20 protein-coding genes are annotated in these 20,311 nt (G+C 69.1%); 12 read left to right on the forward strand and 8 right to left on the reverse strand.

Annotated features, from left to right (window positions below):
- The coding region (locus tag RB614_RS43280) for an acetyl/propionyl/methylcrotonyl-CoA carboxylase subunit alpha (protein ID WP_308718549.1) at nucleotides 1–1,712 on the reverse strand (1,712 nt) is incomplete at its 3' end.
- 75 nt (nucleotides 1,713–1,787) lie between these two features.
- Here RB614_RS43280 and RB614_RS43285 point away from each other — a divergent pair.
- The 4 genes from RB614_RS43285 to RB614_RS43300 all read left to right on the forward strand — a co-directional run bounded on the left by RB614_RS43285 (nucleotide 1,788) and on the right by RB614_RS43300 (nucleotide 5,421).
- Nucleotides 1,788–2,393, forward strand: coding sequence for a PadR family transcriptional regulator (locus RB614_RS43285; protein WP_428983224.1), 606 nt, complete (start codon nucleotides 1,788–1,790; stop codon nucleotides 2,391–2,393).
- A gap of 78 nt (nucleotides 2,394–2,471) precedes the next feature.
- Nucleotides 2,472–3,425 (forward strand): ATP-binding cassette domain-containing protein, encoded by a 954-nt coding sequence (locus tag RB614_RS43290; RefSeq protein ID WP_308718550.1) that lies wholly within the window; start codon nucleotides 2,472–2,474, stop codon nucleotides 3,423–3,425.
- Nucleotides 3,426–3,428: 3 nt separating this feature from the next.
- Nucleotides 3,429–4,175, forward strand: coding sequence for an ABC transporter permease (locus tag RB614_RS43295; protein WP_308718551.1), 747 nt, complete (start codon nucleotides 3,429–3,431; stop codon nucleotides 4,173–4,175).
- A 55-nt stretch (nucleotides 4,176–4,230) separates the two neighbouring features.
- Nucleotides 4,231–5,421, forward strand: coding sequence for an MFS transporter (locus RB614_RS43300; protein WP_308718552.1), 1,191 nt, complete (start codon nucleotides 4,231–4,233; stop codon nucleotides 5,419–5,421).
- Nucleotides 5,422–5,624: 203 nt separating this feature from the next.
- Here RB614_RS43300 and RB614_RS43305 read toward each other — a convergent pair whose 3' ends face one another.
- Nucleotides 5,625–6,278: an O-methyltransferase gene (locus RB614_RS43305; RefSeq protein ID WP_308718553.1), complete on the reverse strand. Its 654-nt coding sequence runs from the start codon at nucleotides 6,276–6,278 to the stop codon at nucleotides 5,625–5,627.
- Between the two features lie 119 nt (nucleotides 6,279–6,397).
- Complete coding sequence (locus RB614_RS43310) at nucleotides 6,398–7,054, reverse strand: Maf family protein (RefSeq protein WP_308718554.1); 657 nt, start codon at nucleotides 7,052–7,054, stop codon at nucleotides 6,398–6,400.
- 163 nt (nucleotides 7,055–7,217) lie between these two features.
- Between RB614_RS43310 and RB614_RS43315 the strand changes: the two genes are divergently transcribed.
- Nucleotides 7,218–7,715: a SigE family RNA polymerase sigma factor gene (locus RB614_RS43315; RefSeq protein ID WP_308718555.1), complete on the forward strand. Its 498-nt coding sequence runs from the start codon at nucleotides 7,218–7,220 to the stop codon at nucleotides 7,713–7,715.
- Complete coding sequence (locus tag RB614_RS43320; RefSeq protein WP_308718556.1) at nucleotides 7,708–8,526, forward strand: hypothetical protein; 819 nt, start codon at nucleotides 7,708–7,710, stop codon at nucleotides 8,524–8,526. The genes RB614_RS43315 and RB614_RS43320 overlap by 8 nt, the downstream gene beginning before the upstream one ends.
- Nucleotides 8,527–8,767: 241 nt before the next feature.
- Here RB614_RS43320 and mycP read toward each other — a convergent pair whose 3' ends face one another.
- The 4 genes from mycP to RB614_RS43340 all read right to left on the reverse strand — a co-directional run bounded on the left by mycP (nucleotide 8,768) and on the right by RB614_RS43340 (nucleotide 12,319).
- On the reverse strand, nucleotides 8,768–9,763 hold the full coding sequence (gene mycP / locus RB614_RS43325) for a type VII secretion-associated serine protease mycosin (RefSeq protein ID WP_308718557.1): 996 nt from the start codon (nucleotides 9,761–9,763) through the stop codon (nucleotides 8,768–8,770).
- A gap of 107 nt (nucleotides 9,764–9,870) precedes the next feature.
- Nucleotides 9,871–11,019: a hypothetical protein gene (locus RB614_RS43330; protein ID WP_308718558.1), complete on the reverse strand. Its 1,149-nt coding sequence runs from the start codon at nucleotides 11,017–11,019 to the stop codon at nucleotides 9,871–9,873.
- A gap of 74 nt (nucleotides 11,020–11,093) precedes the next feature.
- Nucleotides 11,094–11,555, reverse strand: coding sequence for a hypothetical protein (locus RB614_RS43335; protein WP_308718559.1), 462 nt, complete (start codon nucleotides 11,553–11,555; stop codon nucleotides 11,094–11,096).
- A 563-nt stretch (nucleotides 11,556–12,118) separates the two neighbouring features.
- Nucleotides 12,119–12,319, reverse strand: coding sequence for an acyl-CoA carboxylase subunit epsilon (locus RB614_RS43340; protein ID WP_308718560.1), 201 nt, complete (start codon nucleotides 12,317–12,319; stop codon nucleotides 12,119–12,121).
- 106 nt (nucleotides 12,320–12,425) lie between these two features.
- Here RB614_RS43340 and RB614_RS43345 point away from each other — a divergent pair, with 106 nt between their 5' ends.
- The 6 genes from RB614_RS43345 (at nucleotide 12,426) to RB614_RS43370 (ending at nucleotide 18,115) form a co-directional block, all read left to right on the forward strand.
- The gene (locus RB614_RS43345; RefSeq protein ID WP_308718561.1) at nucleotides 12,426–14,246 is read left to right on the forward strand and encodes a serine/threonine-protein kinase; all 1,821 of its coding nucleotides are present in this window, start codon (nucleotides 12,426–12,428) and stop codon (nucleotides 14,244–14,246) included.
- 114 nt (nucleotides 14,247–14,360) lie between these two features.
- Nucleotides 14,361–14,573 carry a hypothetical protein gene (locus RB614_RS43350; protein ID WP_308718562.1) on the forward strand — a complete coding sequence of 71 codons (213 nt, stop codon included), beginning with the start codon at nucleotides 14,361–14,363 and terminating at the stop codon, nucleotides 14,571–14,573.
- A 70-nt stretch (nucleotides 14,574–14,643) separates the two neighbouring features.
- Nucleotides 14,644–15,558: a tetratricopeptide repeat protein gene (locus tag RB614_RS43355; protein WP_308718563.1), complete on the forward strand. Its 915-nt coding sequence runs from the start codon at nucleotides 14,644–14,646 to the stop codon at nucleotides 15,556–15,558.
- A gap of 126 nt (nucleotides 15,559–15,684) precedes the next feature.
- Nucleotides 15,685–16,335 (forward strand): peptidoglycan recognition protein family protein, encoded by a 651-nt coding sequence (locus RB614_RS43360; RefSeq protein ID WP_308718564.1) that lies wholly within the window; start codon nucleotides 15,685–15,687, stop codon nucleotides 16,333–16,335.
- A 202-nt stretch (nucleotides 16,336–16,537) separates the two neighbouring features.
- Nucleotides 16,538–17,314: a lysozyme gene (locus tag RB614_RS43365; protein ID WP_308718565.1), complete on the forward strand. Its 777-nt coding sequence runs from the start codon at nucleotides 16,538–16,540 to the stop codon at nucleotides 17,312–17,314.
- Nucleotides 17,315–17,380: 66 nt separating this feature from the next.
- Nucleotides 17,381–18,115: a M50 family metallopeptidase gene (locus RB614_RS43370; RefSeq protein WP_308718566.1), complete on the forward strand. Its 735-nt coding sequence runs from the start codon at nucleotides 17,381–17,383 to the stop codon at nucleotides 18,113–18,115.
- A 639-nt stretch (nucleotides 18,116–18,754) separates the two neighbouring features.
- On the opposite strand, the gene RB614_RS43375 is transcribed toward RB614_RS43370, so the two are convergent.
- Nucleotides 18,755–20,311 (reverse strand): acyl-CoA carboxylase subunit beta (locus tag RB614_RS43375; protein ID WP_308718567.1); only part of this gene is annotated, 1,557 nt, incomplete at its 5' end.

A 20,311-nucleotide genomic window follows, 5' to 3' on the forward strand; every position in this document is an offset into this window, starting at 1 on the left:
TCGCCGACCTGTGCGGTGAGTCCGGTCACAGTTCCTGCTTTGTGGGCGTTGAGGGGTTGTTCCATCTTCATGGCTTCCAGGACGACGATGGTGTCGCCTTCGGCTACGGTGTCTCCGTCGGTTACCGCGATCTTGACGATGGTGCCTTGCATGGGTGAGGTGAGGGCGTCGCCGCCGGCAGCCGTGGTAGCGGTCCCGGCCCGGGCCCGGCGCGCAGCGCCGCCCCTGGTGGGGGTGGCCGCATTGGCCGTACCCGTGGAGAAGGTGGCGGGGAGGCTGACCTCGAGCCGTTTGCCGTTGACCTCGACCACGACGGTCTCTCGTTCTTCGGCGGTGCCGGCGGTGGTGCCGCCGGCGAAGGGTGGCACGGTGTTGTCCCACTCGGTTTCGATCCAGCGGGTGTGGACGGTGAACGGTTCGGCGGTGAAGGCGGGGTCGCGGACGATCAGGCGGTGGAAGGGCAGCGCGGTGGCCATGCCTTCCACGACCATCTCGTCGAGGGCGCGGCGGGCGCGTTGCAGGGCTTCGGTGCGGGTTTCGCCGGTGATGATGACCTTGGCCAGCAGGGAGTCGAAGTTGCCGCCGATCACGCTGCCGCCGCTGATGCCGGTGTCGACCCGCACGCCGGGGCCTTCGGGCAGGCGCAGCCTGGTCACGGTGCCGGGGGCGGGCAGGAAGTTACGGCCGGGGTCTTCGCCGTTGATCCGGAACTCGATGCAGTGGCCGCGCGGGGCCGGGTCGGCCAGCAGTCGCAGCTTTTGGCCGTCGGCGATCCGGAACTGCTCACGGACCAGGTCGATGCCGGCGGTCTGTTCGGTGACCGGGTGCTCGACCTGCAGCCGGGTGTTGACCTCCAGGAACGAGATGGTGCCGTCCCGACCGACCAGGTACTCGACGGTGCCGGCGCCGTGGTAGCCGGCCTCGCGGCAGATCGCCTTGGCCGACTCGTGGATCTGCCTACGCTGCTCCTCGGTGAGGAACGGCGCGGGTGCCTCCTCGACGAGTTTTTGGTGGCGGCGCTGTAGCGAGCAGTCCCGGGTGCCCACCACGATCACGTTGCCGTGCTGGTCGGCCAGGACCTGGGCCTCGACGTGGCGGGGCTGGTCCAGGTAGCGCTCCACGAAACACTCACCCCGCCCGAACGCGGCGACCGCCTCACGCGTGGCCGACTCGAACAACGCCGGGATCTCGTCCAGGTCACGGGCGACCTTCAGGCCCCGCCCGCCACCGCCGAACGCCGCCTTGATCGCCACCGGCAGCCCGTACCGCTGCGCGAACGCCACCACCTCATCCGGCCCGGAAACCGGGTCAGCGGTGCCGGGCACCAGCGGCGCGCCGACCCGCTGCGCGATATGCCGCGCGGTGACCTTGTCACCCAAATCCCGGATCGCCCGCGGACCCGGGCCGATCCAGGTCAACCCAGCCGCCAGCACAGCCTCAGCGAAATCAGCGTTCTCAGCCAGGAAACCATAGCCGGGATGCACCGCGTCCGCCTCCGACCTGGCCGCCACATCCAGAAGCTTGTCGATCCGCAGATACGTCTCCGCCGCGCTGTCACCACCCAACGCGTACGCCTCGTCGGCGAGCGTGACATGCAAAGCGTCCCGGTCAGAATCCGCATACACCGCGACGCTACCCAGACCCGCATCACGACAGGCACGGATAACCCGTACAGCGATCTCGCCCCGATTAGCGATCAAAACCCTGCGCATGAACGGGAGTGTACGACCCCGAGGAGCCAGGAAGTTACTAGTAGGTTAGTCAAACTTGGCTATTACGCTTGTCCTGTGTCGACAACCCGCATGATGATCCTCGGTCTGGTCAACTGGATGCAGCCCGTCCATGGCTATGACGTACGGCGCGAGCTGCTCAGCTGGAGCGCGGATAAATGGGCGAACGTGCAGCCCGGCTCCATCTACCATGCTCTGCGCAAGCTGACCGAGGAAGAGTTGCTGCGCGAGGTCACCACCGAGCAGGTGGGGGGCCGCCCAGCTCGCACGACGTACGAGATCACACCCAAAGGCCTGGACGAGCTCGACAACCTGCTGCGCGGCTACTGGTGGGAGATCAAGCCGGTCTCCGACCCGTTCTTCGCGGCGCTGTCGTTCCTGCCGGCGCTTCCCCGCGAGGAGGTGGCGGCGGCGCTGCGCAATCGCGCCGGCCAGTTGCGCGCGGCCAACGAGAGCATGGCACTGGCGGCGGAGAAGGGGTGGCTGCGGGAGAAGCCGGCGAACGTGACCTGGATGTGGGAGCTGATGGTGGCCCGCAACGAGGGCGAGATCGCGTGGTGCGACCGCGTGGCGGGGCTGGTCGAGTCCGGAGTGTCGTATCTGCCGGAGAGGATGACGCCCGGCGTGACGGAGTGGGAACGGTGGCGGCAGCAGGTCGAGTAATAATCAATCTTGACTAGACACGTCATATCGCGTTAGCGTGTGGCGGCAGTCAAACATGTCCAACGGGGAGCGACGTTCATGATCGAGACAAAGGGCTTGCGGAAATCGTTCCGCTCCCGGCAAGGGCGGGAGACCAAGACCGTCGAGGCCGTGCGTGGCGTCGACCTCTATGTCGGCGAGGGCGAGATCTTCGGCTTCCTCGGGCCAAATGGCGCGGGAAAGACGACCACCCTGCGCATGCTCGCCACGCTCATCGAGCCGGATGGCGGCGAGGCCACGATCGCCGGCGCCGACCTCCGTCGCGACCCGGGCGAGGTGCGCCGCCGGATCGGTTACGTCGCGCAGGGCGGCAGCACGTGGGATGAGGTGAGCGCCCGCGAAGAGCTGGTGCTGCACGCCCGGATGTATGGGATCGGCAAGGCTGACGCGCAGCGGCGGGCGGTCCGGGCGCTGGAGGCGTTCCAGCTGACCGAGTTCGCCGACCGCAAGTGCAAGACCTACTCGGGTGGCCAGCGGCGCCGGGTCGACATCGCGCTCGGCGTGATCCACGACCCCAAGGTGGTCTTCCTCGACGAGCCGACCACCGGGCTCGACCCGCAGAGCCGAGCCCACATGTGGGACGAGATCCGCCGCCTGCGCAGCGAGGGCGTGACGGTCTTCGTGACCACGCACTACCTCGAAGAGGCCGACGCGCTCTGCGACCGGCTGGCCATCATGGACTACGGCGAGATCGTCGCCGAGGGCACGCCCGACGAGCTCAAGCGCGAGGTGGCCGGTGACGTGGTCACGGTCGGGCTCAACGGTTCGACCCCGGAGGCGGCCCAGCTGCTCGACTCCGAGGCGTATGTGAACAAGCTGGAGACCGTCGAGGGTGGCCTCCGGCTCTACGTCGACCAGGGCGCCACCGCGATCCCGCAGATCCTCCGCAAGATCGACGGTGCCGGCATCCACCTCGGCACGATCGAGCTCCACCGCCCCAGCCTTGACGACGTCTTCCTGGAGAAGACCGGACGTTCCCTCCGGGAGAGCTGACCGATGAAACTGCTTCGTGACACCTGGCTGATCTTCCAGCGGCAGATGCTGCTCGTCCTCCGCAACCCGGTCTGGGTCGTGATCGGCATCCTCCAGCCGCTCTACTTCCTGCTCCTGTTCGGGCCGCTGCTCAAGGACGCGCTGAACGCGCCGACCACCGCCGACGCCTACCGGTTCTTCGTGCCCGGCCTGCTGGTGATGCTCGCGATGTTCGGCTCGATGTTCGTCGGGTTCGGGCTGATCGCCGAGCTGCGCGCCGGCGTCATCGAGCGCAGCCGGGTCACCCCGGTGAGCCGCCTAGCGCTGATGCTCGGCCGCTCGCTGCGCGACGTGGCCACGCTGATCGTGCAGGCCGCGCTCATCACGGTGCTGGCCATCCCGTTCGGGCTCACCGTGCGGGTCGGCGACGTGCTCCTGGCGTACCTCATGCTCGGCCTCATCGGCGTGATGCTCTCCGCCGCCTCCAACGCGCTCGCCCTCAAGCTGCGCAGCGAAGACGCGCTGGCCCCGCTGATGAACGGGGTGGCCCAGCCGCTCCTGCTCCTCTCCGGCATCCTGCTGCCGCTGACCGGCTGGGTGGCGACGGTCGCCGACTTCAACCCGTTCTCCTGGGCGGTCGACGCGAGCCGCGCGCTCTTCGCCGGCGACCCGGGTGACAGCAGCGTTTGGCAGGCGTTGCTCATCCTGGGCACGCTCACCGTGCTGACGCTCTTCTGGTCGGCCCGGTCGTTCGCCCGCAGCGTCCGCTGAGAGCTGCGTCTCACCACTCCCCGGGGCACGGTCCGCGCCACCTAGCGTAAGGACCGTGCCCCCACTCGTTCATGACCGCATCACGCTGCTGACATATGCGCAGCTGGGTCTCTGGGGCTTCTTCCTGTATGGCTTCGGCCCGGTCGTCCCCCTCCTCCGCGACGAGCAGGGCACCACCGCCGCGGTCGCCAGCCTGCACAGCACCGGGCTCGCGGCCGGCGCCCTCATCGGGGCCTCCGCCTTTCCGTCGCTCTCCCGCCGGCTGGGCCGCGGCGGCGTGCTGTGGCTGGCGCTGGCCGGGGTGGCACTCTCCGTCTGCGTGTTCTGCGGGTTTCGGCCGCTGCCGGCGACGCTCTTCGCCGCGGTCTGCGTCTCCGCGTTCGGCACGATGGTGGTCAGCGGTGTCAACGCGGCGCTCGCCGACCACCACGGCCCCTCCGCCACCGCCGCGATCAGCGAGGCCAACGCGGTCGCCGCCGGCGCGGGCGTGGCGGCGCCGATCGTGATCGGCCTGTCGGTCAGCGCCGGCTTCGGCTGGCGGCCCGGGATCGCCGTCGTGGTCGCCCTGATCGCGCTGGTCACCCTTCTCGGTCTCGGTTATCGGGTACGGCTTCCGCGCGTCGCCGCGTCAGTCTCAGCTGGCCCGGTCCGGGGCCCGCTGCCGCGCTCCTACTGGCTGGCCTGGGCGATGCTGAGCGCGACCGGTTCGGTGGAGGTGTGCCTGTCACTCTGGGCGGCGGACGTGCTGCGCAGCCACGCCGGCATGTCACCAGGGGCCGCCTCGGCGACCGTGGCCGCGATCGTGGGCGGCATGTTCCTCGGGCGGCTCGTGGGCTCCGGCCTCGCCCGGCGCGTGCCGGCGGTACCGCTGCTGCTCGGCGCGCTCGGCATCAGCGTGGTGGGATTCGCGATCTTCTGGCTGTCACCGGTGGCGTGGGCGGCGGCGGCCGGGCTCATGGTGCTCGGCGTCGGCAACGCGATGCACTACCCGCTCGGCGTGTCGATGGCGCTCACGGTGGCCGACGGGCAGCGCGACCGCGCGTCGGCGTACTCGATGTACGCCACCGCGATCGGCTTCGGCGTCGCCCCGGTCGTACTGGGCTGGGTGGCCGACGGGGTGGGGCCGCACCGCGCGTTCCTGCTGATGCCGCTCTTCATCGCGGTGGCCGCGATACTCGCGGTGCGGCTGCGTCGTGCCCTCTTGTTCGCCGGTCCCGCTGGCGGCGCCGCGCTCTCGTCGCGCTGAGCCGCCGCTCAGCGGTCCCGTTCTCTGGTCGTGCTGTTTCGTCGTTCGGTGGCTGTTTCGCTGAGCTGTCGCTCAGCGGCTCTTGTCTTGCTGAGCTGTCGCTCAGCGGCGGGGTGTTTGAGCGGTCGCTCAGCGGCGGCGTGCTCTTGTCTTGCTGAGCTGTCGCTCAGCGGCCGGGTGCTGGTGTCTTGCTGAGTGGCCGCTCAGCGGCGGCGGGCGAGGGTGAGGCCGTCGGCGATCGGGAGCATGACCACGTCGACCCGGTCGTCCCGGGCGGCGATGTCGTTGAACCGCACGATCGCCGTGTCGCTGTCGTCCTGCGGTGCCAGCACCCGCCCGTCGCGCAGCACGTTGTCGACCACGAGCAGCCCACCGGGACGCATGCGGGGCACGAGCTCCTCCCAGTAGGTGGGGTAGCCCGTCTTGTCCGCGTCGATGAAGCACAGGTCGAGGTGCGGCTCGGCAGGCAGCTCGCGCAGCCGCTCGGCTGCCGGCCCGATGCGCAGCTCGATGCGGTCGCTCACGCCGGCCCGCACCCAGTAACGGCGGGCCACCGACGTGAACTCGTCCGAGATGTCGAAGCAGACCAGCCGGCCACCCTCGACCAGGCCGCGCGCCATCGCCAGCGACGACAGCCCGGTGAACGTCCCCACCTCCACCACGTGCCGCGCGCCGACCAGCCTGGTCAGCAGCGACAGGAACGCGGCCTGCTCCGGCGCCACCTGCATCTGCGCGTTGTCGGGCAGGGAACGCTCGGTCTCCTCGATGAGATCCCGCATGATCTCGTCGGGTGGTGTGCCGTGCGCGACGACGTACGCGTGCAGTTCGTCGTTCAGGGGCAGCGTCTTGACGGTCATGGGTCGAGCCTAGGGCGCTGCGGGTCGAGCCTGGGGTGCTCCCCCTGCGACTCCGCACGCCGACCTCGGTCAGGAGTGGCGCACCTCAGCTGTCGAGTGGCTGGGGTGGTTTCCACGGCTCAGCCCTCGAGTGTCTGGGGCTGTCTCCACAGCTCGACGATCGAGTGGCCGAGGTCGGCGAGCAGTTCGCGGAGGAGCGGCAGCGACAGGCCGATGACCGTGCCCGCAGTCCCCTCGATCCGCTCGACGAACGCCCCGCCGATCCCGTCGATCGTGAACGCGCCGGCCACGTTGAGCGGCTCGCCCGTGGCCACGTAGGCCGCGATCTCCTCGTCGCTGACGTCCGCGAAGTGCACGACCGTGGAGGCGACCGCGTCCGCGCGGACGTCACCCTTGATCAGGCAGTGGCCGGTGTGCAGCACACCCCACTGGCCACGCATGCGCTGCCACCGCTTGAACGCCTCGCTCGCGTCGCCCGGCTTGCCGTAGACCTCGCCCTGAAACTCCAGCACCGAGTCGCACCCCAGCACCAGCGTGTCGCCCGGCGGCAGGTGGCCGGCGACGATGGCCGCAAGCACCCGGTCGGCGACGGCCTGCGCCTTGCGGCGGGCCAGTTCCAGGCAGAGGTCTTCGGCGGTGGCGGCCCGGATATCCGACTCGTCGATGCCGCTGACCAGTACCTCCGGCTCGATGCCGGCGGCCTGCAACAGCTTGCGCCGGGCGGGGCTTGCGGAGGCGAGGACGAGCCGCGGCGGGACCTGAGTACGAGTACGCACGGTGATGACGGTACTTGCCGCTCTGTCGATGCAACCGCCGGGCACGGCGGAGCGTGACTAGGTTCTGATTTCAACTCTTGGCACGCTTCGGGGTCTGGTGTCATCTCCGGCTCGGGCCGTGGAGTGTCCCGTCTCGTCGCGGAGGAACCTGGGGAGTCGCCTCGTGCCGGAAACCGACAGCTTTGATGCGTTCTACACCGAGAGCCGCCAGCGCCTTTTCGACTGCCTGTACGCGGTCACCGGCAACGCCGCCGAGGCGCAGGACGCGGTGCAGGAGGCGTTCGCGCGGGCGTGGCAGCGTTGGTCCACTGTCCGTGAGTACGGCGATCCCGAGGCGTGGGTACGCACCGTAGCGAGACGCATCGCGATCAGTCGCTGGCGCCGAGCCCGCACCGCGGTACTCGCCTACCGCCGCCACGGCCCACCCCCACCGATCCCCGGCCCGAGCGCCGACGCGGTCGCGCTGGTGGCCGCACTGGCCCGGATACCCACACCCCAACGCGTCGCGATCGTGCTCCACCACCTGGTCGGGCTACCGGTGGCGGAGGTGGCCCGCGAGACCGGCGTACCCACCGGCACCGTCAAGGCCCGCCTGGCCCGCGGCCGGCGAGCCCTGGCCGACCTCCTCTCCCTGGACCCGACGGAGGACTCGAATGTCTGAGCAGCTCACGGTGCTGTTCGAGCGACTGCGCGGCAGCCAACCACCGACGCCCTTCGCCGCGCCCGCGCAGGTCCGCCGGCGAGGCCGCCAACGCACCCACCGCCAGGCACTCGCCGCCGGTTCGGCCGTGCTCGCGGTGGCTGGCCTCGGGACCGGATGGGCATTGGGTACCGTCGACGGCTCCCCGACACCCCCGGCGCTTTCACCGTCGTCGCCGTCTTCGTCTTCACCGTCGTCGTCGTCACCGTCTTCGTCCCCTTCCCGTCCTGCGACTGTCACGCCGCGCTTTACCGTCGCGCCGCGCTCGGTCGAGGCGTCGCGGCTGCTGGAGCCCGAGGACTTTCCGGTCGGCGGGTTGCACACGTCTGAGCTTGAAGACCAGGGCCCGGACGGCCCGGAGTGGCCATGGGTGTCGGTCGTGGGCGGCTGCCCCGAGTACCGTGCCGAGGACTACCCAACGGTCGCCAACCGCCACGACGCGCGCGGCCTGATGTACTCGGACACCAGCTGGTACGCCTGGGAGACCGTCGAGAGCTATCCGGACGCCGCCGCGAACCTGGCCGACGTCCGCGAGGCCATCGCGACCTGCCCGGCGTACCAGTACCCCGGCGGCGTGGAGATCCAGCAGACGGTGGTCGCCGAACAATTCGCCGGCGACGACTCCCTGCTGGTCCGCGTCCGCCGAGGCGCCAGCACCGACTACATGGTGGTGGTGCGCGTGGGCGGCTTGGTCGCGACGGTCATGTACTCACAGGGCCCGGAGGCCGACGCCCGCGACCTGGCAACCGCGATGGCAGCCCGCCTGCGCTAGCGCGCTGGCCACCGCCCGGTCTTGGTCGCCGTCCGCGCTGCGCCGCGATCGGCCCTCATGATCGTTCGCCCAAAATCGACGTTATCGGCGGCGTGTCACGCGGATTTCGGGCGAACGATCATGCCGATGGCCCGCAGGCGCATACACCGGACGGTGGTCATCGCGAGGCTGCCGCCGCGTTCCTGGCTTGGCCGCCCCCGTTCGCCTTGACCGTGTCGTCCACGAGGTCGCGTTCCGGCCCTCAGGTGCCGTCCCGTCGCCGGCGCCGTAGCCCAAGAAGCGCCACGGCGGCCCCGACCGCCACAGCCAGGACGGCGAGCGCGGTTGCCCAAACCGCGACAGTGCTGCCACCCCCGCCGTCGCCCACCCCACCGGACGGCCCCACTGCCGCACCAGTGCTGGGCGAAACACCATCCGATTCGAGCGGCGGCACGTCGGCGGTAAGGGCCGCCACGAGATTGAGAACCCCGTACCCATACTGCTCATCCCGCCCAGGCGCCCCTTTGTCGGTGGCGGTGGCAGTGAGCCGATGGACAACCTCCGGCGCCGACAGTTCCGGATACCTACTCCGCACAAGCGCAACAGCCCCAGCCACAATCGCGGCGGACGCGGACGTACCGGTGGCCTTGGAGTACTTCCCGTTGATGCTGGTGCTGTAGATATCTACACCAGGCGCCGAAATAGCAACCTGTTCGCCGCTGACGGAAACAGCGGCATGATTCCCATCCCGGTCCGTCGCCCCAACCGCCAAAACCCCATCGTACGCCGCCGGAAATCCAACACTGTGAGCTGACGGCTGGTTTCCGGCAGCGGCAACAATCACTACGTCATCGGCGGCTGCCTCTGAAATAGCACTTCGCAGCCTATCGGAAGGGTCGCCCACTGAAGAGATGCTGATAACGCTGGCCCCGTTCTTGACAGCCCATTGGATACCGACGGAAAGGGCTTCGCTCGTGACTTGATGCTCGGTAATGCCGTAGCGAATGGGAAGGATCTTTGCCTTGGGGGCCATGCCCAGTGCGCCTGCTCCCGGACCAGTTCCGTGTGCGGCAATAAGACCTGCCACGCTCGTCCCGTGGGAGTCAATGTCTGTGCGGCCATCTCCCGATCCCGAGGAGGCATCTGTTCCGAAGAGAAGATTACGTCTCAGGTCTGGATGTGGATCGACTCCTGTGTCGATAACGCCGACTGTGACACCCTCACCGAGGCTGACTCGGTGCGCCTTGTCGACGCCCATGTATCGAAGATGCCATTGGTCGTCTCGGATTCTGTCCTCCTGCCATCCCGATGGTACTGCGACAAGCGCCAGGCTAAGTAAAGTAGCCAGATCTCGCGCGCCTGCGTTCACCGGTCGAGTCCGATTGTGGGGCCTGGGTCAAAGTCTCCAACTCTCTGTGAGGGTGTGATTATCGGGTCGACTCCCTCGGGTACGGCCCAGGTCGTGTCCGGTGGTCTGCGGGAGATGGCCCTGCGTTGTTGCTCTCTTGGTGCTCCGCCGAAGGCGCCGTAGCCTGGCTGAGCGTCGTTGTTGCTAACGACTGGACCGCTCAAGTGGTGGTTGTCGATGACGCCCCCAAAAGGGTTGATTCTTGCGGCCGCACGTGGAAGGGGCGACTTGCCGGCAGCCGGAATTGGGCCAATGACGCCGCCGGCCGGCAAGACGTGTGAGCCTACCTTCGCGGTGCGAGAACTGATTGCGGTACCGGTGACGTTCCCTGACTCTCGTCGAGGCTCCGAATTGGGGATTGGTAGGACTGTCGACCATTGGCCAGAATCGGTCCGGACTGGAGTGGGTGTAACGGTCGGGAATCCTCGACTTGAGGTATCGGAACCAAGTCGGTCCACGGTACTCGCGACGCCGCTCGCGCTGTATCGCTCAACAGGATCACTGAGAGTGGCTTGATACGGCGACGTGACCTTAGCGTTGGCGCCATTGTCGTCGCCGTAGACGTCTGGGTCGACGGGACTGCTTAGGCCTCTAGTTGGGTACGTCGGGGGTTGGCGGATGGCAGCTTCGGCCTCGACCAGGGTGTGGCTCAGGGTGTACATGATCGCGCGTGCCCTGTTGTTCAACCGTTCCAGGTCTTGCGGGCCGACTGGCGGGGCGCCGATTACCGTGGGTGCCTCGGCGGCGGCGTTGAAGGCCGCAAGCTCCGCATACTCCTTCATCGTGCGGGACGTTGCCAGGTACTCGTCGTACAGCGGCTTCAGGTCGTGGCGGGCGGACGCCAGCGCTCCAACCGTCGCCGCCAAGGTGGAGTAGTTGGCGGCGGTTACGTCGTGGGTGGTGCGGACGTTTTGGATGAGGAAGTCCAGGCGGGCGACGTACGCGGCGGCGGCTGCGTTGCGGTCGGGGGGCCAGACTTCGGCCAGGTTGGTGCGGTACTGCTCGAGGCGCCGTAGGTGGGTGCCCGTGAGCTCTGATGCCTTGCGCCAGCCGGCCACAAGGCGCCAGTGGTCGTCGCTCTGCTGATTTTCCAGCAGCCGCCACATCGCGGGCACATCGTGTCCAAACCAGCTCGTGCGGGCCTGGCCGCCGGGAACGCCGCTGCTCTCCCAGGACATGGTCAACCCCCCAAGGGCGAAGGCGGCGACGACGGCGAAGGGGGAAACGCCGTGGGTTGCGGCGGAGCGGGCGGTGCGGCTGCGGCGGTGCGGTCCAAAGCGGACTCCACGTCGGAGGCTTTGGCGGCGGCGAAGGCGTCGGCCTCGCCGTACATGGTGCTGACCTCGGTGGCGGCGGTGGCCAGGCCCCAGGTGGCCTCCTGGTAGAAGTACACGAGGTCGGCGGTGTTGAACTGTGACGTGCGGTGTGCCTGGAGGAAACCAGTCAGCTCGGCGAACGACTCGGGTGGCTCGGGCAGGTCCACCGCCATGTCGTCGGTGACGTGGGTGAGATGGGGCGCGTAGTTGTCGACCACCTCGGCGCGTAGCTGTGCCGCGAACTCGTCCATCCGGGCTATGTCGGCCTCGATCTGGGCGTAACCGCCCAGCCAGGCTGGTCCGGAATCGTCCGCTGGTCGGCCCATCGGCCCTCCCGACAAATTGCCGAAACGGCTTTACGTCCTACCCGACGAGGTTAGTCGATGCGCTCGAATCCTGCGCACCCGCGAATTCCAAGATCGGCGCCACTAACGACCGGCCCGCGATCAACGACGAAGCAAGCCGCCAACGACGAAGGGCACGCCCAATGACGAAGGGGCACGCCCAACGACGAAGGGCACGCCCAACGACGGAGCAAGCCGCCAGCGACGAAGGACGCGGCCAACGGCGAAGCAAGCGGCCAACGACGAGAGGCGCGCCCAACGACGGAGCAAGCGCCCAACGACGAAGGACACGGCCAGCGACGAAGCAAGCCGCCAACGACGAAGGACACGGCCAACCACGAAAGGCGCGGACAACGAACGGAGCAAGCGGCCAACGACGAAAGGCGCGACCAACGACAGAGCACCCGACCGACCGAGGAGCGCAACCAGCCAAAGGAGCCCAACCACCCGGGAAGCCCAGAAACCAGAAGCAGGAGACGAGGGGAGCCCAGGAGCAGGAGACAAAGAGGGCAGGCAAACGAGGGGAGCAAGAAGGGAAGAAAGGGTCAGCGTGGAGCGAGCGACGACCGCCAGCCGTCGCGGGCGGCGCCTGGGCGGGCGCTGCGGGCCCACGCTGAGGTGGTCCTGGGTGGCGGCTGGGCGGCGGGCATCCTGCGGCGGACCAGCAGCGCACCCACCAGGGCGGCCAGCTCGTCGGCCGTTGGAAGGCCGCGGGTCACCCGAAAGAACGGCTCCGGCTCCGACATGGAGGCAGCGTACAAGAGAGAAGGAGGCAGCGTACAAGAGAGAAGACAGTCACAAACCCTCACATCCACCGGTGTGCCCCGCATCTCGGCCGGGTACGTTTTTCGGGTGTCTCCCACTCCCACCCAACTTGTCGCTGACCGCTACCGGCTACTCGAGCCGCTCGGTCAGGGTGGCATGGGCCGGGTTTGGAAGGCGAGCGACGAGGTCCTGCACCGTGACGTCGCGATCAAAGAGTTGGTGCCGCCACCCGGGCTGACGACCGAAGAGCGCCAGGAGATGCGCGAGCGGTCGTTGCGGGAGGCGCGGGCGATCGCCCGGCTCAACAATGCCAACGTCGTCCGCATCTTCGACGTGCTGCGCACCGACGGCGACCCGTGGATCGTGATGGAGTACGTGCCGTCGCGGTCGCTCCAGGATGTCCTCGCCAACGACGGGCCGGTGTCGCCGACCCGGGCGGCGGAGATCGGCATCGGGGTGTTGGGGGCGTTGCGGGCGGCGCACCGTTCGGGCGTCGTGCACCGGGATGTCAAGCCGGCCAACGTGCTGCTCGCCGAAGACGGGCGGGTGGTGCTCACCGACTTCGGGCTGGCCACCGTGCCGGGCGACCCCAACGTCACGCGCACCGGCCTCGTGCTCGGCTCACCCGCCTACATCGCGCCGGAGCGGGCGCGCGACGGCACGGCCGGGCCGGACGCCGACCTGTGGTCGCTGGGTGCGACGCTCTACGCGGCGGTGGAGGGGCAGTCGCCCTTCGCGCGGCCGTCCGCGATCGGCACACTGGCCGCGCTCGCCACCGAGCCGGTGCCGACGCCGCGCCGGGCCGGGGCGCTCAAGCCGGTGCTCAACGGCCTGCTGCGCAAGGATCCCACGGCCAGAATCAAGGCGGAGGAGGCCGATCGCCTGTTGCGCCGCGCGGCCGGCCGCCGGCCCCGTGCCACGCTTTCTCTCCGAGATGGGGTACGCCGTCCGTCCACCACCCAGCGGCGGGAGCCCCTTCCCGACGTCAAGCCGACGACCGTCGTGGCGGCCGCCGAGCCCCCGACCAAGGTGGTGCCGGAGTCGGTGATCGAGGCCGCCACAAAGACGACGGAGCAGGGGGAGGAGCCGACCAAGGTCGCCGTGCCCGCACCTCGCCTGCCCGACGACACGGTGCTGCCGGTGGTGCCCGGCAAGCCCGACGAGACGGTCGAAGAGCCGGCGGAAGCCGTGCCCGCACTGGTGCCGCCGCCGGCTCCGCGGCTGGGCCGGGTCGCATTGGTCGCGGGGGGCGCCCTCCTCCTCGTACTCGTGCTGGTTTTGATCTTCGCTCTCAATGCTGGCGGTGAGGGTGAGCCGCCGTCGAATGCCGGGGTCACGACGGTGCCGGCGCCGGCCGCGACGAGCGCCGCACCACCGCCGCCCACGACGGCGGCCGCGGAGCCGACGACCGCCGCGCCGCCCACGCCGAGCGCCGCGCCCACGACCGCCGGGGGAAGCACGGCGCTGCCGGCGGGTTGGCGGATGTACACCGACCCCACGGGCTTTTCCATTGCGGTGCCGGAGGGGTGGTCGCAGAGCCAGGAGGGCACGATGGTGTTCTTCCGCGAGCAGGGCGGCGAGGGGCGCGTGCTCGGCATCGACCAGACCGACCAGCCCAAGCCGGATCCGGTGGCCGACTGGACCGCGCAGGAGCGGGCGCGGCGGGGCAACTACAACGACTACCAGCGGGTGAAGATCGAGGCGGTCGACTACTTCGACAAGGCGGCCGACTGGGAGTGGACCTACACCAGCCGCAACGGCAACCGCCTGCACGTCGTCAACCGCGGGTTCATCACCTCGCCGAATCAGGCATATGGGATCTACTGGTCCACGCTCGATTCCACGTGGGCGGCGAACCAGAAGAACTTTGCCCTCGTAACGGGGAGTTTCCGCCCGGCCCGCGACTAGACCGCCCGTGATCAAAGCTCCCCTGACGTCGTTCTAACGACTTCAAGGGAGCTTTGATCACGAAAGCCACGTGGATCGGCATGACCGACGCCGTACGCGGGTACTGCTACCGCCGTGAGCTACCGACAGCATGTACTGAAGCCGAGTGTGGCGCTCTGGGTGTTGACCGGAGTGTTGTTGCTCTACAGCGTGGGCATCGTGGTCGTGCTGCTCACCCTCTCCGCGGCCGTCGTCGGCTTCGGCGCCTGGTGGGTTGCGCGGCAGCATCATCCGGTGGTGGTCGAGAGGGTTCGCCCACGCCGGCAACCGAACGTCGTCAACCGATAACCGGTGGTTGCTGACCGCGTCTCCAGTCGGCAACGATGGACCCGGCCGACCGACGATTGGCGGGTACGGGATGACACAGTTCCAGCGCGGCTACTCCGCACCGGAGGAAGAGATCTCCCAGCTGATGGGGGAAGCGCTGGAGCTCTACCGGAGCGGCCACCTGGACCGGGCCCGGCGCAAGGGCGAGCAGGCCATCGCCCTGTGTCGGGAGCTGGCCGCGGCCGAGCCGGACGATCCGCGGCACCGGCGGGTGCTCGCCTCGCTCCTCTACAACCACGCCGTGGTGCTCAACGGGATGGAGCGGTGGGCGGCAGCCCTGGCCGCGGTGCAGGAGTCCGGCCGGCTCTACGAGGAGCTCGCCGGGCTCGACCCGGCCACCTACGAGCCGCTGCACGCGGACGCGCTGACCCGCACCGGCAGCACGTACATCGGACTGGGGCGCACCGCCGAGGCCGTCGCCTGCCAGCGGCGCGCCGTCACCATGTACCTCTCGCTGCCGCCGGACGTCGGCGCGGAGCGGGGCGTCGCACGGGCGATGAGCCTGCTGGCGTCCTCTTTGGAGGCTGACGACCAGCCGGACGAGGCGATGGCGGCGGCGGACGACGCCCTGCGCCGGTACGCCGACCTCGACGCCCGCGACCAGCTGCCCCTCGACGCGGCCGCCTTCTACGCGATGTCCGCCCGCACGCTCGCCCGGCTGCGCGCACGCCGGGGGGAGTACGAGGCGGCGGCGGGCGCGAGCGCGGTGGCCGTGGCGGTGTACCGGCTGCTGCTGGAACAGGTCTCCCCGGAGTGGGGCGAGCAGCTCGCGGCCGCGGTCGGGGAGCGGGCCGCGCACCTGTCCGCGGCGGGGCGGGCCGACGAAGGGCTCGTCCAGGCGCGTGACGTGCTCCGCCTGGTCCGGACGCTCGACGAGCGCAAGCCGGACACGTACCTCGCCGCGTTCAGGCGGCTCGCCGCGGTGGTCGCCGCTCTCGAAGCCTGACCGTCCACGGGATGCCGTGGTCGCCGCGCGACCTGGGCGAAGCCTGATCGCCGCGAGACTGGCACTTTCCTCCACATCGATGGGTGGCTACGGTAACTTTTGCCATCCCATCGAAGGAGGTCTCTCGTGCCAGAACGACGAACGTTGCTCACGGGCGCCGCAGGTATCGCCGGCGGTGTCCTGCTCGGCGGCACCTTCGCCGCCAGCCCGGCCGCGGCCGCGGTGAGCCCGCCGCGCGTCTACACCCGGGCGGAGTGGGGCGCCCGCCCGGCGACCGGCCCGATCCGCTACCTCGACCGCCAGCCGGACCACGTCGTGGTGCACCACACCGCCGGCGCCAACACCACCGACTATTCGCTGGCGGCGGCCTTCCGGCACTCGAAGTGGATCCAGGACCTGCACATGGACCAGAACGGCTGGATCGACTCGGGGCAGCAGCTCACCATCAGCCGCGGCGGGTACGTCATGGAGGGGCGGCAGCTCAGCCTCCGCGCCATCACCGAGCGCCAGCACGTGAGCGGCGCGCAGACCGCCAACCACAACGACCACACGATCGGCATCGAGAACGAGGGCATCTACGTGTCGGTCACACCGCCGGCCGCGCTCTTCAACTCCCTGGTACGCACCTGCGCCTGGCTCTGCGACGTCTACTCGCTCGACCCGTTCGAGGCGATCGTCGGCCACCGCGACTACGTCGCGACTCAGTGCCCGGGCGACGTCTTCTACGCGCGCCTACCGGAGCTGCGGCAGCGCGTGGCGGCTGAGCTCGGCGCGTGAGCCGCCCGCGGTGGCCGCAGCGCCTGCGGTGGCCCCGCAGCGCCTGCGGTGGTCGCGGGGGCGTGGAGTGGTCGCGGGGCGCCCGCGAGGCACGGGGCGGTCGCGAAAAATTTGCACAGGATCTATTGCGATCAAGGTTAGTTTCCTTCAAAGATGTCAACAAATCTCCATCCTTGTTGGTCCCTAGTCCTGGGGAGGCACTATGACCAGCACCAGCACCGATGGCATGGCCAGACGCTCGCGAAGGGGCCTTCGCCGGCTCGCTGGCGCCGCGTTGGCCATGGTGGCCGCGACCGCGACCGTGGTGGGTGTTTCCGCCACGCCGGCCATGGCCGCGACGACCCCCGGCATCGACGTCTCCAACCACCAGGGCGCGATCAACTGGACGAGCGTGCGCAACGCCGGCATCCAGTTCGCGTTCATCAAGGCCACCGAAGGCACGTCGTACCTCGACCCCCGGTTCGACACCAACTACGTCGCCGCGTACAACGCCGGTGTGATCCGCGGGGCGTACCACTTCGCCCTGCCGGACCGCAGCAGCGGCGCGGTGCAGGCCGACTTCGTGGCCAACAACGGCGGCGCCTGGTCCGCCGACAGCCGCACCCTCCCGGCCGCCCTCGACCTGGAGGCCAACCCCTACGGCGCGTACTGCTACGGCCTGAGCACGGCCAGCATGCGCACCTGGGTGCAGAGCTTCCTCGACCGGTACCGCGCCCGCACCGGCCGGCACGCGGTCATCTACACCACCACCAGCTTCTGGAACACCTGCACCGGCAGTTGGAGCGGCCCGTGGAGCACGAGTCCACTGTGGGTCGCCCGCTGGGCCAGCTCCGTCGGCGCGCTCCCCCCGGGCGCACCGTTCTGGACCTTCTGGCAGTACACGAGCACCGGTGCCGTCTCGGGCATCTCCGGCAACGTCGACCGCAACCACTTCAACGGCGCCCGTGACCGTCTGGTCGCGCTCGCCAACAACACGTAGTGGCACGGTGGGGCGGCGCCACCGGTGCCGCCCCACTCATAGCCCGGTGGGCTAGGCTCGCCGGCTGTGGCTTCCGTTGACGGATTGACAGACGCCTGGGACTGGCTCTTCGGCGGCCAGCCCGACCCGCCGCTGCTGCTGGTGATCCTCACCGGCGTGGCGGCGCTCGCCGTCGTGCTGACCCGGATGGTGTGGCGGATCGCGCGCAACGCCATCACCATCGCGCACGAGGGCGGGCACGCGCTGATCGCCCTGCTGACCGGGCGCAAGCTGCGCGGCATCCGGCTGCACTCGGACACCTCGGGGCTCACCCTCTCCGCCGGGCGGCCGACCGGACCGGGCATGGCGTTCACGCTGCTGGCCGGCTATGTCGCCCCGTCGCTCATCGGCCTCGGCGGCGCCTGGCTGCTGGCCGGCAACCGCATCCGGCTCCTGCTGTGGGTGACCGTGGTGCTGCTGCTCGCGATGCTCGTGATGATCCGCAACGCGTTCGGCATCGTGTCCATTGTGGTCACCGGCGGCGTCGTCTTCGCGGTGTCGTGGTTCGCCTCGCCCGACGTACAGTCGGTGTTCGCCTACGCCAGCGTGTGGTTCCTCCTCCTCGGCGGCGTGCGCCCGGTCGGCGAGCTGCAGACCCTCCGGTCACGCGGCCAGCTCCCCGACTCGGACGCCGACCAGCTGGCCGGCGTCACCCACGTGCCCGGCATCGTGTGGGTGGGCTTCTTCGGCCTGGTCAATCTGGGCGCGCTCGCCCTCGGCGGCTACCTGCTGGTGAAGCCGTTCGTGGACGACCTGACGTAGGCACCACGTCTCCGAGGACGGCCAGCGGTCGCTCGGCCGCCGTCACTCAAGAGATTTTGGGCTACCGCGACGTCCGTCGTGGTCCAGACCGTTGCGCGGGGTCCCCGGGGAAACGTGGAGCGCAGCGGAGCGTTTTCTTGGGGTGCGTTCCCGCGGCCTCACCCTCCGCGGCCCGCGATCTGACCCCGGCCCCTGCGGGGAGCCCGGCGGCCACCCGGGGCCCTGCGCGTCCCCGACACCTCACCACCCGCCGCGGGACGCTCTCGAGCTGCCCCGTCTGTGCGTGCAAGCCCACAGCTTCCACACACGCCGCATGCGGATCAGCCCGTCGCCCGGCCCGGCCGGGCCGAGATCACGGGCGTTCGTCGAGATCGTGGTATGCAGGTGCCCTCGGGCGGGCGGATCCGTACCACGATCTGCTGGCCCGTCTGTGCGCGCAGCTCGTTAGGTCCCCGCAGGCATACGTAGCAGCCGGTGCGGCCGCGGTGGGACCTGGCGCAAGCGCCGCTCGTGCTGGACCTCGGCGAGCGCCAGCTCGCCGCCGGCCGTAGCGGTGCCCGCGGGAAAGCACCCCAAGAAAACGCTCCACGTTTTCCCGGGGACCCCGCGCGAGCGGCGCGGACCGGCCGGGGCGAATTCCTAGAGGGGGATGTTGCCGTGCTTCTTGGGGGGCAGGGTCTCGCGTTTGGTGCGCAGGGTCCGCAGCGCGCGGACGATCTGCACGCGGGTCTGTGACGGCTGGATCACCGCGTCGACGTAGCCGCGTTCGGCCGCGATGTACGGGTTGGCGAGCGTGTCCTCGTACTCGGTGACGAGCTCGGCCCGCAGCGCCGCTGGATCGTCCGCATCGGACAGCGCACCGCGGTGCAGGATGTTCACCGCGCCCTGCGCGCCCATCACCGCGATCTGCGCGGTCGGCCACGCGAAGTTGAGGTCGGCGCCGAGGTGCTTGGAGCCCATCACGTCGTACGCGCCGCCGTACGCCTTACGGGTGATGACAGTGACCTTCGGGACCGTGGCCTCCGCGTACGCGTAGATGAGCTTGGCGCCGCGCCGGATGATCCCCTCCCACTCCTGACCCGTACCGGGCAGGAAACCAGGAACGTCCACAAAGGTCAAAACCGGGATGTTGAACGCGTCGCAGGTGCGCACGAAACGGGCCGCCTTCTCCGACGCGGCGATATCAAGGCAGCCAGCGAAATGCATCGGCTGGTTGGCGACCACACCGACCGGATGCCCCTCGACCCGACCAAAGCCGACCACAATGTTCTGCGCGTACAGCGCATGCACCTCCAGGAACTCACCATCGTCCAACACATGCTCGACAACCCGGTGCATGTCATACGGCTGATTGGCCGAGTCGGGAATCAGCGTGTCCAACACCAGGTCCTCCTCACCAACATCCAAAAAGGACGGGGCGGGGAACGCCGGCGCGTCGTCCATATTGTTCGACGGCAGGTACGACAGCAGCGCCTTGACGTAGTCGATCGCGTCCTCCTCGTCCGTGCCGAGGTAGTGCGCGTTGCCGGAACGAGTGTTATGGGTACGGGCACCGCCCAACTCCTCGAAGCCCACATCCTCACCGGTGACCGTCTTGATGACATCCGGGCCCGTGATGAACATGTGCGAGGTCTGATCGACCATCACCGTGAAATCGGTAACCGCGGGAGAGTAGACCGCCCCGCCCGCACACGGCCCCATCACCAGCGAAATCTGCGGGATCACACCGGAAGCCCGCACGTTACGGAAAAAGATCTCCCCATACAGACCCAGGCTGACCACACCCTCCTGGATCCGCGCACCACCGGAGTCGTTGATACCGACCACCGGACACCCGGTCTTCATCGCCAAATCCATCACCTTGACGATCTTCTCGCCGAACACCTCCCCCAACGACCCACCAAAGACCGTGAAATCCTGCGCGAACACACACACCGGCCGCCCATCGACCGTGCCATAACCAGTCACCACACCATCGCCATACGGCCGGGTCCTATCCAACCCGAACGCCGTCGAACGATGCCGAGCCAACCCATCCAACTCCACAAACGAACCCTCATCCAACAGCATCGCGACCCGCTCACGCGCCGTCCTCTTCCCCCGCGCATGCTGCTTCTCCACAGCCCGAACCGAACCCGCATGCACCGCCTCATCCACCCGACGCGAAAGGTCGGCGAGCTTACCCGCGGTGGTGTG

The sequence above is a fragment of the Phytohabitans maris genome, from assembly GCF_031085175.1.
Taxonomy (GTDB): Bacteria; Actinomycetota; Actinomycetes; order Mycobacteriales; family Micromonosporaceae; genus Phytohabitans; species Phytohabitans maris.